Below are 16,118 nucleotides of genomic sequence, written 5' to 3'. Positions count from 1 at the left end.
AGATCCGTTCGAAATTAGGATGGAATGCCGGCGCCGCGTCAGGCCTTGAAGCGCAGCACCAGCGTCTGGGCCTTCAGCAGCTGGTCCAGCTCCCGCTTGACCGCCTGCGCATCGGCCTTGCTGACCTTGGGGCCGACAAAGACGCGCACGAAGCGCCCCTTGTCGGTTGTCACGGCGCGGGTGTAGGCCCTGTAACCCTCGTCCAGCAGGCGGCCGCGCAATTTCTCGGCGCGCGCCGCCTCGCGGTAGGAGGCGACCTGCACCACCCAGGCCATCGGCAGCCCGCTGTCGTCGAGCACCGGAGAGGTATCTTTTTGCTGAGGCTGCGGCTCCTCGGCTTTTTCGGCCTCATTTGGCGCGGCCTGCGCGACCGCATCCACCTTTTCCGGTTCCGGATTGGAACCCTGTTCCACCAACTGCGGCTGGAACAGCTGCTCCGGCGCCGGTGCCGGCGCGACGTCGGCCACCGGCTGCGGCGGCGCTATCTCGATCGGCTGGATATCCGGTGCCGGCGGAATCTGACTGGTCACGTCGATATAGCGCGCGCCCTCGCGGTCGAACAGGGTCGGCAGGAAGATGACCGCGAGCGCGGCCAGCACCAGCGCACCCACGATGCGCTGCTTGAAGCCGTCGTTCAGCCGCCCTCCGCGGGCGGGTTTATGTTCGCGAGCCGCCATCGCCGCCTTCTCGTATCCGCTGTAAAACCGCTGCAACAGTAAAGAAGGATCCGAACACAAGCAACCTGTCTTGCGGCCCGCTCTCCGCCAGCAGCCGCTCCAGCCCCTCGGCCACACCGGGGCAGCGCCCGTCTATCCGCTCCTGTGCCACGCCGGCCCGCTCGAGGCCGGCCAGCAGCGCCTCGCGGTCCGCAGCGCGCTGATTGCCCGGCAGCAGCGCCGGATGCCAGGAATCCACGAGATGCCGCAGGGGGGCGAAGAGCCCCGGCAGGTCCTTGTCCGCCATGGCCGCGACCAGCGCGTGGGTATCGCCGGCAACCGGGTGTGCCTGCAGCCAACGCGCCAGGTATTGCGCCGCGGCCGGGTTGTGCCCCACATCCAGCAGCAGCTCGCGGTGGCGCCAGTGAATCCGCTGGCAGCGGCCCGCCAGGCGCACCTCCGCCAACGCCTGCTCGAGCCCGCGCTCCGGCAGCGCCCCCCGGACCGCCAGCGCAGTGATCGCGGCGGCGATACTCGGCGGCGGCAGGCTGAGCGGCGGCACCGCGATCCGCAGGTCGCCGAACCGGTAGTTCGAGCCGCCGCTACCAGTACCCTCAGCCTCTATAAAAAAGTCGCGCCCGATAAAGTAACTGGGAGCCGCGAGTCCCCCGGCCGCGGACACCACCGACAGCGGCGGTTCCGGGTCGGCGCAGACAAAGGGACTGCCCGGGCGCAGTATGCCGGCCTTCTCGCGGCCGATGGCCTCCCGGTCGCTGCCGAGCCACGCCTCGTGGTCTATGGCCACGCTGGTGATCACGGCCAGGTCCGCGTCCACCAGATTGACCGCGTCCAGGCGCCCGCCGAGCCCCACTTCGAGCAGCGCGTAGTCGACACCCGCCTCGCGGAACAGCCATAGCGCCGCCAGCGTCGTGAACTCGAAATAGGTCAGGCTGATCTGGCCGCGGGCCGCCTCCACCGCCTCGAAAGCGCGCACCAGCGCCGCGTCTTCCACCTCGGCCCCGCCGATGCGCACCCGCTCGTTAAAGCGCAGCAGATGCGGCGAGCTGTAGGCGCCCACAGAGCGGCCGGCGGCGCACAGCAGCGCCTCCATAACCGCGACACAGGAGCCCTTGCCGTTGGTACCGGCGACGGTAATGACATTCGGCGCCGGCTTTTCCACGCCCAGCGCGCGCGCGACTTCCGCCACGCGCTTCAGGCCCAGTTCTATTTCGGTAGGGTGCAGCTTCTCCAGGCGGGAGAGCCAGTATTGAAGAGAAGACATAGGCGCGAATGCTACTCAGAAGTTCAATGAGAAGGCACTGATAGCGGTGCTTGTTTGCGAGACTGTCGGCCGGAGGGACCCGGCCGACAAGCCTCCAGGGATGGATTCACGGCGTGTCCCGCAAACAAACACCGGTAGCAGTGCCGCCACCGGACCTGCAACGAGCACCCGTTCCTGCAGCTCGAAAGAGTCAGGCTCCGGACAGCTTGCCCAGCAGCCGCGACACCGTTGCGCGCATCTCCTTGCGCGGAATAATCATATCGATGGCGCCGTGCTCCAGCAGGAATTCACTGCGCTGGAAGCCTTTCGGCAGCTTCTGGCGAATGGTCTGCTCGATGATGTTGGGCCCGGCGAAACCGGCGCGGGCACCGGGCTCGGCGGCGTTGATATCGCCGAGCAGCGCCAGGGACGCGGACACGCCGCCGTAGACCGGGTCGGTCATAATGGAGATATAGGGCACGCCGGCCATCTTCATCTTTTCCAGCACCGCGGAGGTCTTGGCCATCTGCATCAGCGAGATCAACGCCTCCTGCATGCGCGCGCCGCCGGTGGCGGAGAAGCACACCAGCGGAATCCGCTCCTCCAGCGCGCGCTGGGCCGCGCGGGTGAAGCGCTCGCCGACCACATAGCCCATGGAGCCGCCGTGGAAGGCGAACTCGAAGGCGGCCGCCACCAGCGGCCTGCCCTCCAGGGTGCCGCGCATCGCGATCAGCGCGTCCTTCTCACCGGTGGCCTTCTGCGCCTGGGTCAGGCGATCCTTGTATTTCTTCACATCCTTGAATTTGAGGCGATCCACCGGCTCCACATCGGTGGCCAGTTCCTCGCGCCCGTCCTGATCGAGGAAGATATCCAGGCGGCGGCGGGCGCCGATACGAAAATGGTGGTCGCACTTGGGACACACGTCCAGGTTGCGCTCCAGCTCCGGGCGGTACAGCATCGCGTCGCACTTGACGCACTTCTTCCACACGCCCTCGGGCACCTTGCTGGCGCCGGTGCGGCGCTCCGTGCGGATCACCGCGGGAACAATCTTTTCTAACCAGCTCATTGCGTTTCCAAATCCCGATGCTTTTTATCTGCCGGCATTGTACCGGCCTGTGGCTTTCTGGCTGCGAATTAAAACACTAAGCGGCACTTCAGACCCGGCCAGATCAGCCGCTGTTTTTGGCTTTCTGGCCAGCCGGTCACGCGCTAGCGGTCGAGCGCGGAGCGGATTTCACCCACCAGCGACGCGACCCTGTCTGCGGCCGCCGCCGCGTCCGGCGCCTCGCCGATCGCCGAAACCAGCACACTGCCCACCACGGCGCCGTCGCCGTGCTCGCTGACCGCCCTGGCGGAGGCGCCGTCCTTGATACCGAAGCCGACGCACAGCGGCAGGTCGGTAAAGCGGCGGATCCGCGCCAGGTTATCGCGCACCGAATCCGGGTCCAGGTGCCCGGCGCCGGTCACCCCTTTCAGGGACACATAATAGACAAAGCCACTGGCGAGGCGCGTAATCGCCTGAATCCGCTCCTCGCTGGTGGTGGGCGTCAGCAGGAAGATATTGCGCAGGCCGCGCTCCGCCAGCAGGCGGTTCAAGGGCTCCGCCTCCTCCGCCGGCAGGTCGACGGTCAGCGCGCCGTCGACACCGGCTTCGCAGGCCGCGTCGGCAAAAGACTCCGCCCCCATCTTCTCGATCGGGTTGGCGTAGCCCATCAGGATCACCGGCGTCTCCGCGTCCTGCCGGCGGAACTCCGCGACCAGTTCCAGGCACCTGCGCAGCGACGCCTTGTTGGCCAGCGCGCGCTCGTGGCCTTTCTGGATCACCGGCCCCTCCGCCATCGGGTCGGAGAAGGGCACGCCCAGTTCGATCAGGTCCGCGCCGCTGGCCACCAGCCGGTGCATCATCGGCACGGTATTTTCCAGACCGCCGTCACCGGCAACGATATAGGTTACCAGCGCCTTGCGGCCCTCGGCGCGCAGCCGGGCGAAGCGGCGGTCGATTCGGTTTTCTTGACTCACAGCATCCCCCTTAAACTTCGATGCCGTCGATGGCGGCGACGGTGAAGATATCCTTGTCGCCGCGGCCGGACAGGTTGACGACGATATTCTGCTCCGCGCCCATGGTCGCGGCCAGTTTCAGCGCATAGGCCACCGCGTGGCTGGACTCCAGCGCCGGCAGTATGCCCTCGGTGCGGGTCAGTCTGCGGAAGGCGTCCAGCGCCTCGCGGTCGTCGGCGGTCACATACTCGACGCGACCGATATCCTTCAACCAGGCGTGCTCCGGGCCCACCCCCGGATAGTCGAGGCCGGCGGATACAGAGTGGGTCTCGATAATCTGACCGTCCTCGTCCTCCATCAGATAGGTGCGGTTGCCGTGCAGCACGCCCGGCACACCGTCGTTCAGCGGCGCCGCGTGGTGCCCCGTCTCCAGGCCCTCGCCACCGGCCTCGACACCGTACATCTTCACGCCGCTGTCGTTCAGGAAGGGGTGGAAGAGCCCTATCGCATTGGAGCCGCCGCCGACACAGGCCACCAGCGCATCCGGCAGCCGGCCGAACTCCTCCAGGCTCTGGCGGCGCGCCTCGCGGCCGATCACCGAGTTGAAGTCCCGCACCAGCTGCGGATAGGGGTGCGGACCGGCGACGGTGCCGATGATATAGAAGGTGTCGTCGACATTCGTGACCCAGTCGCGCATGGCTTCGTTCATCGCATCCTTCAATGTCTTGGAGCCGGACTCCACCGGGATCACCTCGGCGCCGAGCAGCTTCATGCGGTAGACATTCGGGGACTGGCGCTTCACGTCCTCGGCGCCCATATAGACGGCGCACTTGAGTCCCAGGCGCGCGGCGACGGTGGCGGTGGCGACGCCGTGCTGGCCGGCACCGGTCTCGGCGATGACACGGGTCTTGCCGCTGTGCTTGGCCAGCAGCGCCTGGCCGACGGTATTGTTTACCTTGTGCGCGCCGGTGTGGTTCAGGTCCTCGCGCTTGAGCCAGATGCGCGCGCCACCGGCCTGCTCGGTCAGGCGCTCGGCCAGATACAGCGGCGACGGGCGGCCGACATAATGTGCCAGGTCGTGATCGAAGGCCGCGATAAATTCAGGATCGTCCTTCAGGCGCGTATACATCGCCTGCAGTTCGTCCAGCGCGCCGATCAGCGTCTCCGACACAAAGCGGCCGCCGTAGGGGCCGAAGTGCCCGCCGGCATCCGGGTAGGCGGAAAAATCTATCGCACCTTGCTTACTCACTGAATCACTCCATGCTTTGTTACTGTTGACCTGGCAATCAAATATTTCGTCCTGAAATATTTGATTGTCGCCCTTGAAATACTGGCGAAGATGCGCGGATCTTCTGGAATTTCAAGGGCTCGCGCCGGCCTGCGGCCGGCGGCGGCACATCCCTGTGCCGCATTAACCCGGCAATCAAATATTCCGTCCTGAAATATTTGATTGTCGCCCTTGAAATACTGGCGAAGATGCGCGGATCTTCTGGAATTTCAAGGGCTCGCGCCCGAGCTGCGCTCGGCGACGGCACATCCCTGTGCCGCATTAACCCACGCAGATTTCAGTTGCCGGGTTAATAGTCACTCACCACTAACCCTTGGCCGCGCGAATAAAATCGGCCACCTTCTTCGGGTCCTTGACGCCCGGCGACGCCTCGACACCGCCGCTGACGTCCACCGCCTGGGGGGCTGCGGCCTCGATTGCCCGCGCCACATTGTCCGGGGTCAGGCCGCCGGCCAGCACTATCGGCCGCCCGCTGTGCCTGGGTACCCGCTGCCAGTCGAAAGTCTCGCCGGTGCCGCCGGGCACGCCGGGACGGTAGGCGTCCAGCAGGAAACCGCGCGCGCGCGGGTGGGCTTTCATGGCCGCGAGAACATCCAGATCGTCTTTCATACGCAGCGCCCTGATATAGGGGCGCTGGAACCGCTCGCAGTAGGCGGCGTCCTCGTCGCCGTGGAACTGCAGCAGGTTCAGCGGCACGCTTTCGAGCACCGAATCGACTTCCGCCGCCGCGGCGTTGACGAACAGGCCGGTCAAAGTAACAAAGGGCGGCGCGGCCGCGGCGATTGCGGCGGCCGTGTTTGTATCGACAAAGCGCGGGCTGCCGGGGTAGAACACCAGCCCCAGCGCATCGGCGCCGGCGGCGACGGCCGCAGTCGCGTCTTCGATACTGGTGATACCGCAGATTTTTACTTGCATCGCGCTTGCTTCTAACGGCCCGACCGGCGGTTCAAAAAAGTGAGGGGCCCGCGATACTAGCAGATTGGCGCGGGGCGCGAAATGCGCTCACCCCGGCACCGGCAGACCGCCGAGCGGCAGGGGCACCAGCAGCGGCCCGGGCGCCGACCGCGGCAACTGGAATTCCTCCGGGTACTGCACATCCACCAGGTAGAGCCCGTAGGGCGGCGCGGTGACGCCGCCGGCGCTTCTGTCGCGGGCCTCCAGCACCTCTCTCACCCATGTCGGCGGCCGCTCGCCGCGCCCCACCGCCATCAGTACGCCGGTGATATTGCGCACCATATGGTGCAGGAAGGCGTTGGCGCTCACTTCCAGCACGATCAACTGGCCCACCGGCGCTATATCCAGCCGGGTGATCTCCCGCACCGGGCTCTTCGCCTGACACTGGCTCGCGCGGAAGCTGGTGAAGTCGTGGCGCCCCAGCAGGAATTTCGCCCCCTCGCGCATGGCGTCCAGGTCCAGCGGGTGCTGGGTCCAGGTGACCTCCGACACGGCCTGCGCCGAGCGGGTCGGCGCGCTGTGAATCAGGTAGCGGTAGCTGCGCGCGCGCGCGGAGAAGCGCGCGTGGAACTGCGCCGGCACCTCGCGCGCCCAGTGCACGCGCACCGCGTCCGGCAAACGGGTATTGACCCCCTGCACCCAGGCGCGCTGCGGCCGTTGCGCGCGGGTATCGAAATGGACAACCTGGTTGGTGGCGTGCACGCCGGCATCCGTGCGCCCGGCACACACCAGGGTCAGCGGTTCCGCGGCGATACTGGACAGGGCCTGCTCGAGGTGGGCCTGTACCGTCTCCGCGGCGGACTTCTGCTTCTGGAAGCCGTGCAGCCGGGCACCGCAGTACTCGACGCCGAGGGCGATACGGCGCACCCCCTCGGGCAGCTGTTCACCCGGGGGAATTTCGCCGTTGGGTTTGTAAATATAGTCTCGTTGCATTGCCTTGCTCAGGATTCGATCGCGGCGAACGGCCACTCCTACAGGGTGGGCGCTGTTGGAGCAGGTGCAGACGGCCCCTATCCCGCGCCGCGACCATAAAAAAACCCCGCAGCCAGTGCGAGGTTTTTTGAAGCGGAGCGCGGCTTTACGCCATGCGCTCCAGCATTTCCTCCGCGCGCGCCTTGTGCTCGCCACTGCCCTCCTGGACCACCTCGCTGAGGATATCCTTGGCGCCGTCCTTGTCGCCCATATCCAGATAGGCCTGGGCCAGTTCCAGCTTGGTGCTGACTTCGTCGCTGCCCTCGAGCAGGTTCAGCTCCGAATCCAGGTCGCTCTCCAGATTGAAGTTGAGGTCGCCGAGATCCGCCTCGCCGTCACTCACCGCGGACGGCTCGGCCGCCTGCACCGGTTGCGCCTCGGGCTGCTCGGTGAGCGCCGGGTCACCGTCCCGGGCCAGCTCCTCTTCGGAAACCAGGCCGGAGATATCGTCCAGGTCGATCGCGTCGAGATCCAGGCCGCCGTCCAGCTCGCCGCCGATCGCTTCCAGGTCGTCGTCGGAAATATCGTCCAGCGACAACTCCGCCCCGCTATCAGCCGGTGCGTCAACCGCGGCCGCCTCTTGCGACTCCGGCGACAGGTCACTGCCATCGTCCATCGGCGACAGGTCGAGGTCGAACTCCAGGCCGCTGTCCGCGCCGCTTTCCGCATCGGCGCTGTCGGACTCGGGGGTTTCGTATTCGATCGGCGCCAGCTCCGCCTCGGCCTCGGAAGCGGCGGCCGGGCTGTCTTCAGCGCCCAGTTCCAGATCACCCAGATCCAGGTCGTCGAGGCTGAACGCCTCTTCGTCCGCGCCCGCCTGTTCGGCGCCCTGCTCTGCCGGCAGCTCGCCGTCGAGACTGCCGTCCAGGTCGAGATCCAGGTCGAGGGAGAAGTCATCCTCCGCTTCCTGGGTATCCTGCGCGCCGGCGCCGCCGCCGAGATCGTCGGACAGATCCATGGTCAGGTCGTCCAACAGGGAGGTGTCGCCCTCCAGTTCGCCGCTGGCGGCGCTGTCGCTGGCGAAGTCGTCCTCGAAAGAGGCACTGATATCATCCAGCTGCGCGGCTTCCAGGGATTCACTGGAGAAGTCCATTGCCGGCGCCTCGAAGGGCGGTGCGCCGGCAATGCTCTCGCGCAGGCGCGCGGCGCGGTCCGCGGCCGGGCCGTCGCTGATGCTGAGCAGCTGGCGGTAGTGATCGTCGAACTTGTCCACATTCTGCTGGTGCGCGTAGACCTCCAGCAGCATCAGCCGCGCATCGACGTTCTGCCCGTCCTGCTCCAGGCCCTGCAGCAGCTTGCTCTCGGCCTCGTCGTACTGGCCGAGGGACAGGTGGATTTCCGCCTCGGAGATCGGGTCGTCGGTGCCCACGCCGTCCAGTTCACCGATATCGAAGTTGTCGGCGGCCTCCATGGTTTCCAGCGCCGCCAGATTCTCGTCTTCCTGCCCAATTTCCGGCGCCTCGGCCAGTTCCCGCTCGGCGAGCATCTCGCGCTCGACCGCCAGCATGGCCTCCTCTTCCTCCTTGCGGCGACGCCAGGTGAAGAACCCGAACAGCCCCACCAGCAGCACGCCGGCACCGATGCCGATCAGCTGGATATTCTCCATCAGCCGCTCGACCAGCGTCGGCTCGGACCTGGTCTGGACCGACACCACGCGATTGCGGTTGTTGTCTTCCTCCACCTCGGGCTGGGCGGCGACTTCGGGCTCGACCGCCTCCGCCTCGGCATCGGCAACTTCGGATACCGTTTCCTCCGCGGCGGCCTGCCCGCTCTGTTCGGCCTGCTCGCTCTCTCCGACGCCGACCGGATCCAGAGACGGTTCGGACTGCTCCGCCGCCGCCTGGACCGCGCGCATCTCTTCGTTGGAGACCTCGACCAGGCGCTCCATGGTGTCGATCTGCTCGTCCAGCTCGGCAATGCGCTCCTGCAGCTCTTCATTCTCGAGGCGCGACTTGTCCAGCTCCTCCTCGGTGACGGCCAGCTCGCCGGCCAGCGCCTCGCTGTCCTCGGCGCCGCTGCCGGAGCCGGATATCACGGATTCGTTGTCCCCCGGCGCGGCGAGACTCACGCGGCCCTCGACCGCGTCGCCGGCCGAGGTCTCCTCGGCCACGGCGCGCGCGTCCAGCGGCGCACCGGTGGCCGCGTCGCCACCGATACGCTGGCGCCAGGAATCATTCTGCGAGGCCACTTCGGAGATGGCCTCGGTCAGGGGCAGCGCGCGCACGTCCTCCGCGCTCGGCAGGCGCAGTACGGCCCCCTTCTTCAGCAGGTTGATATTGTTGTTGATAAACGCCTCGGGGTTGAGGCGCTGAATCGCCAGCATGGTCTGCTGTACGGAGAACTCGCGGCTGACGCGGTTTTCCAGCGCAATCTCCCACAGGGTCTGGTTGGCGGATACGGGTCCATAGACCCGGCTGCCGCCGGGCGCGGTCTCGGGCGCAGCGGTCTCGACCTCGCGCACTGTGTCGGCCACCTCTTCGACCACAGGCTGCCGGGCTTGCGGCCGGGGGGCCTCCGCCTGCTGAGACTCGGCGGCGGGTGCCGGTTCCGCGGGGCGCACCGCCGGCTGCGGAGCGGGCCTCTGCACCGGCGTATCCCTGCGCACCTGCTGACGCTCGCGCTCGGCGGCGCGCACCGGCTGCTGCGCGGTATTGGTGGAGAAGGCGGGGAGATCCATCAACAGGGTGTATTCCCGCAGCAGGCGGCCGCTCGGCCAGCGGGTTTCCACCAGGAAATTCAGGAAGGGCTCGCGAATCGGCTCGCGGCTGGACACGCGGATGATCGGCTGACCGCTCGAGTAGTCCACATCGAAGCGCAACCCGGTGAGTAAATAAGATCTTTCGACACCGGCCCGCTCAAAGTCGTCCGGGCCCGCCAGGCGCACCTTGATCTCACTCTCGTCGAGGCCGCGAGTTTGCAGCAGACTGATTTCTGCATCGAGAGGCTGGTTGAGGGTGGAGTTCAGTTTGATCTCACCCAGCCCGAGCGCCAGAGCCGCGTTGCCACCCAGTGCGCTGACCAGACCTACCGCAAATGCCAGCTTTCGCACACGCATATCCGATTCCCTTTATTGTTAGAATCACCGGGTCTTCCGCAAATCACGCTTCCGAAATCCCCATCACTGTACAGTAAACGTTCAACCATGCGACTACCGCAATGGCAGCCGTTTCAACCCTGGCGAAATAGTCGCCACCCCCAAGCCGAACGAAAGTTAAGAATACACCTTCACTATGGCGGCTAAGTATTAAATATCAGTGGTTTTTTAGCAACAAGTGCACAATCTGTACGCAATTTATTGCCAGATCTTTGCGCAAGTTGTCCGACGCCGTACAAAAATTGAGCTGGCGCGAATTCAACAGGCTCTCGCGCAGACGGCCGACCAGAGTGACATCGCCACCGACGGCATTTTCCGCCGAGGGCCGTTCGGCCAACTGCAGGCGGGCGCCGTTGGCAAGCAGCGCGCGCACTTTTTCCAGATCCACGTCCTGGTTAAGCACCGCACGCAGGTTGGCCAACTGGCCGTGGAAAACCGACGAGGTATTGATACAGGCATCCACCGCCACCGCCTCGCCGAGCAGGCGGCGCAGGTCGTGTACCAGCGCCAGCTCGCTGATATTGTGGCCGCTGGCCAGCAGTGCCTCGCTGGAGCTCAGCTGATTGAACGCCAGGCGCTGGCCGATGGCCGGGTCGATTTCCGCCTCCTGGCCACTGAACATGCGCGCAGTCTGCGCCGCCATAGAATCCACCGCCGCCTTACCCAATTCGGACACCGGCTGGTTCAGCTGCACTTCCACCGCCTGCAGCTGGTCGAGCAGCGGGTACAGCGCTTCCGCCACCATGGCCGCGCCGGCCACCGGCAGCGCCAGCACCCGGCGCTCGGCGGTGGCGATGGCGCCGCTGTTCAGCAGCGGATGCACCAGGGTAACGCTCTCGTCGCCGCGGGTATTCTCGGCCGCATCCAGCACCCAGGCGCCGGCCGCCTCGGCCGCGGCCAGGGCCGCCTGCGCCGCGTCGCCGCGCTTCAGCAGCAGCACCACCTGTTCCGCGGCGAACTTGAACTGTTGCAGCGACTGCACCGGGATATTGCGCTTGGCGAACACCTGCGAATCCACCTCGCTGTCCTCCACTTCCAGCAGGCGCAACTGCTCGGCGGCGACGGTGCCACGCTCTTCGAGGATTTCCAGCAGGGGGGCAAAGGCGGCGTTATCGACGCCGACGATAACCAGTTCGCGGGTAGCTTCCGACATGGTGATTCACTTCTTGGGATGGGGTACAAAAGAGGGGCGATTATACCCGCAGGGCACAATCAAAAAAGCCGCTCCGGGATTTCGGGGCGGCTTATTTGTGAGAAGAGGTTCACAGGTCGAAGCCCGGATCCGTAAGAGGGCTGTAGCGGGGGCGGTGGCGGCCCCGCTGCCGGGGCTCTGCGCGCCCGGCTTACAGCTTGCCGAGCAGAATCAGCAGCACCCGGCGCAGGGGTTCCGCCGCGCCCCAGAGGAGCTGGTCGCCGACGGTGTAGGCGTTCAGGTACTCGGGCCCCATATTCAGCTTGCGCAGGCGGCCCACCGGGATATCCAGCTTGCCGGTCACCGCGGTCGGCGTCAGCTGCTGCAGTGTGGCCTCGCGCTCGTTGGGCACCACCTTGACCCAGTCGTTGGCGGTGCCGATCAGCCGCTCGATTTCCGCCAGCGGCAGGTCTTTCTTCAGCTTCACAGTAAACGCCTGGCTGTGGCAGCGCATGGCGCCGATACGCACGCAGGTGCCATCCACCGGGACTGTGCTCTGGGTGCCGAGGATTTTGTTGGCCTCCACCTGCGCCTTCCACTCCTCGCGGCTCTGGCCGTTTTCCAGCTGGGTATCGATCCAGGGCAGCAGGCTGCCGGCCAGGGGCGCGCCGAATTCGCTGGTCGGGAAATCCGCGGAGCGCATCTTTTCGGCCACCTTGCGGTCGATCTCCAGGATGGCGCTGGCCGGGTCGGCCAGCTCATCGGCGACACCGTCGCGGATGGCGCCCATCTGCGCAATCAGCTCGCGCATGTTTTTCGCACCGGCACCGCTGGCGGCCTGATAGGTCATCGCCGACACCCACTCCACCAGGTCCGCCTTGAACAGGCCGCCGAGAGCCATCAGCATCAGGCTGACGGTGCAGTTGCCGCCGATAAAGTTTTTCGTACCGGCCGCTATGCCCCTGTCGATCACGTCGCGGTTCACCGGGTCCAGCACAATAATCGCGTCGTCCTCCATGCGCAGGCTGGAGGCGGCGTCTATCCAGTAGCCATTCCAGCCCTTTTCACGCAGCTTGGGGAAGACTTCTTTCGTGTAGTCGCCGCCCTGACAGCTGACGATGGCATCGAGCCCGGCCAGCGCGTCTATATCGTAGGCGTCGCCGAGCGGCGCCACGTCGCGGCCAATATCCGGGGCTTTGCCGCCGGCATTGGAGGTGGAGAAGAAAACCGGCTCCGGGATATGGGCGAAATCATTCTCTTCCAGCATGCGGCCCATCAGGACCGAGCCGACCATGCCGCGCCAACCGATAAAACCTACTTTTTGCATTGCAATCAACCTTTGGATTCCGTGGTGTATGGGTTCCGGCCCGGGCCGGAACGACGACGAGTGAGGGAGCGGCGCAACTATCAGAAAGCGGCCACCACTGCTGCGCCCATCTCCGCGGTGGATACCTTCTCACTGCCTTCGGTGTAGATATCCGCGGTGCGCAGTCCCCGATCCAGCACCTTGCTAACCGCCGCCTCTATCGCGTCTGCCGCCTCGCCCATATCCAGCGAGTAGCGCAGCATCATCGCGGCGGAAAGGATCGTCGCCAGCGGGTTGGCGATACCTTGGCCGGCGATATCCGGCGCGGAACCGTGGCAGGGCTCGTAGAGGCCGAAGCCGGTCTCGTTCAGCGACGCGGACGGCAGCATGCCGATGGAACCGGTCAGCATCGCGGCGGCATCGGAGAGGATATCGCCGAACATATTGCCGGTGACCATCACATCGAACTGCTTGGGCGCGCGCACCAGCTGCATGGCCGCGTTGTCGACGTACATGTGCGACAGTTCCACGTCCGGGTACTCCGGCGCCAGGCGGTCCAGCACCTCGCGCCACAGCACCGTCACCTCCAGCACATTGGCCTTGTCCACGGAGCAGAGTTTGCCATTGCGCTTCTGCGCCGCCTCGAAGGCGGTGCGCGCGATACGCTCGATTTCCGACTCGCTGTAGACGTAGGTGTTGAAGCCCTGCTTCTCGCCGTTCTCCAGCGTGCGGATACCGCGCGGCTCGCCGAAGTAGATACCGCCGGTCAGCTCGCGCACGATCAGTATATCCAGGCCGGAAACCACCTCGGGCTTCAGCGAGGAGGCGTCGGCCAGCTGCGGGTAGAGGATGGCCGGGCGCAGGTTGGCGTAGAGGCCCAACCTGCTGCGGATCTTGAGCAGGCCCTTCTCCGGGCGGATCTCCCGCTCGAGGGTGTCCCACTTGGGGCCACCGACGGCGCCCAGCAGCACCGCGTCGCAGGCGCCGGCCGCTTCCAGCTGCGCATCGGTGAGCGGCTCGCCGTGGGCATCGATGGAGGCGCCCCCGATCAGGCCCTGTTCAAAGGAGAGGCCCAGATTGAATTTTTTGTCCGCGGCTTCCAGTACCGCCACCGCCTGCTCGACAATCTCCGGGCCTATGCCGTCGCCCGGCAGAATCATGATTTTTTTGCTCACGAGAATCTGTTTCCTCTAATCGCATTTTTCCGGCATGGCCTCGGACTTCGATGCGAAGGCGCTGCTGCCGGGAACTTCCTGCGGGACTGTCGGCCGGAGAGACCCGGCCGACAAGCCTACAGGGATGTATTCACGGCGTGTCCCGCAGGAAGTTCCCGGCAGCAGCGCCGCCCGGAACTGCGAGCACCACGACTATTTAACGGCGTCGAACAACCAGGGCGCCTGCTCGCGGCGCTTGGCCTCGTAGGCGCGGATAGCCTCCGCGTCCTCGAGCGTCAGGCCGATATCGTCGAGGCCGTTCAGCAGGCAGTGCTTGCGGAAGGCGTCCACCTCGAAATCGATGGTGTCGCCATTCGGCTTGACGATCTGCTGCTTTTCCAGGTCGATGGTCAGCTCGTAGCCTTCCTGCGCGTACATCTCCTCAAACAGCTGATCGACGATTTTCTCGTCGAGCACGATCGGCAGCAGGCCGTTCTTGAAGCAGTTGTTGAAGAAGATATCCGCAAAGCTCGGCGCGATGATCGCGCGGAAACCGTAGTCGTCCAGGGCCCAGGGCGCGTGCTCGCGGCTGGAGCCGCAGCCGAAGTTCTTGCGCGCCAACAGCACCGACGCGCCCCGGTAACGGGGGAAATTCAGCGGGAACTCCGGGTTCAGCGGCCGCTTGGAACAGTCCTGCCCGGGCTGCCCCTCATCCAGATAGCGCAGCTCGTCGAACAGGTTGGGGCCGAAGCCGGTGCGCTTGATGGATTTCAGAAACTGCTTCGGGATGATCAGGTCGGTATCCACATTGGCGCGATCCATCGGCGCCACCAGACCCTTGTGCCGGATAAAAGCCTTCATTTACGCAGTCTCCAATTGGGTTTCAAATTCACGCACATCCACGAAGCGACCGGCAATCGCCGCGGCCGCCGCCATGCTCGGACTCACCAGGTGCGTGCGACCGCCGTAGCCCTGGCGCCCCTCGAAGTTGCGGTTGGAAGTGGAGGCGCAGTGCTCGCCCGCACCCAGCTTGTCCGCGTTCATCGCCAGACACATGGAGCAGGAGGGCTCGCGCCACTCGAAGCCCGCCTCGATAAAGATGTCGTGCAGGCCCTCTTTTTCCGCCTGCGCCTTCACCGCCTGGGAACCGGGCACGACCAGCACCTGCTTGACGCTGTCGGCCTTTTTCCGCCCTTTGGCCACCGTGGCGGCGGCGCGCAGGTCCTCGATACGGGAGTTGGTACAGGAACCGATAAACACCCGGTCGACTTTGATATCGGTGATCTTCTGGCCGGCGGTGAGCCCCATATACTCCAGCGCGCGCTCGATACCGGCGCGCCTGGTCGCATCGGTTTCGTCGGCCGGATCCGGAACGCGGGCGCTGACCGGCGCCACCATCTCCGGGGAGGTACCCCAGCTCACCTGCGGCTCTATATCCTCGCCGCGCAGCTCGACGACCGCGTCGAACACGGCGTCGTCGTCGGAGTGCAGGCGGCTCCAGGCCTCGACGGCCCTGTCCCAGTGCTCACCTTTCGGCGCGTAGGGCTTGCCCTTCACATAGTCGAGGGTGATCTGGTCCACCGCCACCATACCGGCGCGGGCGCCCGCCTCGATGGCCATATTGCACACGGTCATACGGCCCTCCATCGACATCTTGCGGATCACCTCGCCGCCGAACTCTATCGCGTAGCCGGTGCCGCCGGCGGTGCCTATCTTGCCGATAATCGCCAGCACCACATCCTTCGCGGTCACGCCCGGGCGCAGCTCGCCGTCGACGCGCACCAGCATATTCTTCATCTTCTTCTGGATCAGGCACTGGGTGGCCATCACATGCTCCACCTCGGAGGTGCCGATACCGTGCGCCAGTGCACCCAGGGCGCCGTGGGTGGAGGTGTGGGAGTCGCCGCAGACCACGGTCATACCCGGCAGTGTCGCGCCGGTTTCCGGACCGATAACGTGCACAATGCCCTGTCCCGGCTCGTTGATGCCGAACTGCACCACGTCGAAATCGCGGCAGTTTTCGTCCAGAGTCTGCACCTGGATACGCGACACCTCGTCGCGGATACCGGCCACGCCGGCGGCGCGCTCGGCCGCATCGGAGGGCACATTGTGATCCGGCGTCGCGACCAGGGAGTCCCTGCGCCAGGGCTTGCGACCAGCCAGTCGCAGACCTTCAAACGCCTGCGGGGAGGTCACCTCGTGGATCAGGTGGCGGTCGATATAGATCAGTGCGGTGCCGTCTTCGCGGCTCTTTACCAGGTGGTCCTGCCAGAGTTTGTCGTAGAGCGTCTGCCCGGCCATGG

At 65.7% G+C, this 16,118-nt stretch carries 13 protein-coding genes; all 13 read right to left on the bottom strand.

The window, feature by feature from the left end; genetic code table 11:
• Window positions 1-38: 38 nt before the first annotated feature.
• Complete coding sequence (locus tag ACXAF3_RS03525) at window positions 39-677, bottom strand: SPOR domain-containing protein (protein WP_475110900.1); 639 nt, start codon at window positions 675-677, stop codon at window positions 39-41.
• On the bottom strand, window positions 658-1,938 hold the full coding sequence (gene folC / locus ACXAF3_RS03520) for a bifunctional tetrahydrofolate synthase/dihydrofolate synthase (protein WP_475110899.1): 1,281 nt from the start codon (window positions 1,936-1,938) through the stop codon (window positions 658-660). Before folC ends, ACXAF3_RS03525 begins: the two co-directional genes overlap by 20 nt.
• A gap of 190 nt (window positions 1,939-2,128) precedes the next feature.
• Window positions 2,129-2,983, bottom strand: a complete 855-nt coding sequence (gene accD / locus ACXAF3_RS03515; RefSeq protein ID WP_475110898.1) for an acetyl-CoA carboxylase, carboxyltransferase subunit beta — start codon at window positions 2,981-2,983, stop codon at window positions 2,129-2,131.
• Between the two features lie 143 nt (window positions 2,984-3,126).
• Window positions 3,127-3,936 (bottom strand): tryptophan synthase subunit alpha, encoded by an 810-nt coding sequence (gene trpA / locus ACXAF3_RS03510; RefSeq protein ID WP_475110897.1) that lies wholly within the window; start codon window positions 3,934-3,936, stop codon window positions 3,127-3,129.
• 10 nt (window positions 3,937-3,946) lie between these two features.
• Window positions 3,947-5,164, bottom strand: coding sequence for a tryptophan synthase subunit beta (gene trpB / locus ACXAF3_RS03505; protein WP_475110896.1), 1,218 nt, complete (start codon window positions 5,162-5,164; stop codon window positions 3,947-3,949).
• A gap of 345 nt (window positions 5,165-5,509) precedes the next feature.
• Window positions 5,510-6,118 (bottom strand): phosphoribosylanthranilate isomerase, encoded by a 609-nt coding sequence (locus ACXAF3_RS03500; RefSeq protein ID WP_475110894.1) that lies wholly within the window; start codon window positions 6,116-6,118, stop codon window positions 5,510-5,512.
• 87 nt (window positions 6,119-6,205) lie between these two features.
• The gene (gene truA / locus ACXAF3_RS03495) at window positions 6,206-7,090 is read right to left on the bottom strand and encodes a tRNA pseudouridine(38-40) synthase TruA (RefSeq protein WP_475110893.1); all 885 of its coding nucleotides are present in this window, start codon (window positions 7,088-7,090) and stop codon (window positions 6,206-6,208) included.
• A gap of 145 nt (window positions 7,091-7,235) precedes the next feature.
• Window positions 7,236-10,184: a motility hub landmark protein FimV gene (locus ACXAF3_RS03490; protein ID WP_475110892.1), complete on the bottom strand. Its 2,949-nt coding sequence runs from the start codon at window positions 10,182-10,184 to the stop codon at window positions 7,236-7,238.
• Between the two features lie 196 nt (window positions 10,185-10,380).
• Entirely contained in the window at window positions 10,381-11,376 is a 996-nt protein-coding gene (locus ACXAF3_RS03485; protein WP_475110890.1) for an Asd/ArgC dimerization domain-containing protein, read from the bottom strand.
• A 190-nt stretch (window positions 11,377-11,566) separates the two neighbouring features.
• Window positions 11,567-12,682 carry an aspartate-semialdehyde dehydrogenase gene (gene asd, locus ACXAF3_RS03480; RefSeq protein ID WP_475110889.1) on the bottom strand — a complete coding sequence of 372 codons (1,116 nt, stop codon included), beginning with the start codon at window positions 12,680-12,682 and terminating at the stop codon, window positions 11,567-11,569.
• An 80-nt stretch (window positions 12,683-12,762) separates the two neighbouring features.
• Window positions 12,763-13,836 carry a 3-isopropylmalate dehydrogenase gene (gene leuB / locus ACXAF3_RS03475; RefSeq protein ID WP_475110888.1) on the bottom strand — a complete coding sequence of 358 codons (1,074 nt, stop codon included), beginning with the start codon at window positions 13,834-13,836 and terminating at the stop codon, window positions 12,763-12,765.
• 192 nt (window positions 13,837-14,028) lie between these two features.
• Window positions 14,029-14,676, bottom strand: coding sequence for a 3-isopropylmalate dehydratase small subunit (gene leuD / locus ACXAF3_RS03470; protein WP_475110887.1), 648 nt, complete (start codon window positions 14,674-14,676; stop codon window positions 14,029-14,031).
• Window positions 14,677-16,116, bottom strand: a complete 1,440-nt coding sequence (gene leuC, locus ACXAF3_RS03465) for a 3-isopropylmalate dehydratase large subunit (RefSeq protein ID WP_475110886.1) — start codon at window positions 16,114-16,116, stop codon at window positions 14,677-14,679. It lies immediately after the preceding gene.
• Window positions 16,117-16,118: the final 2 nt, after the last annotated feature.

The sequence above is a fragment of the Microbulbifer sp. ABF4_143 genome (genome assembly GCF_056160225.1).
Note: the sequence above shows the minus strand (reverse complement) of the source record. Positions and strands in the feature narration are given on the sequence as shown.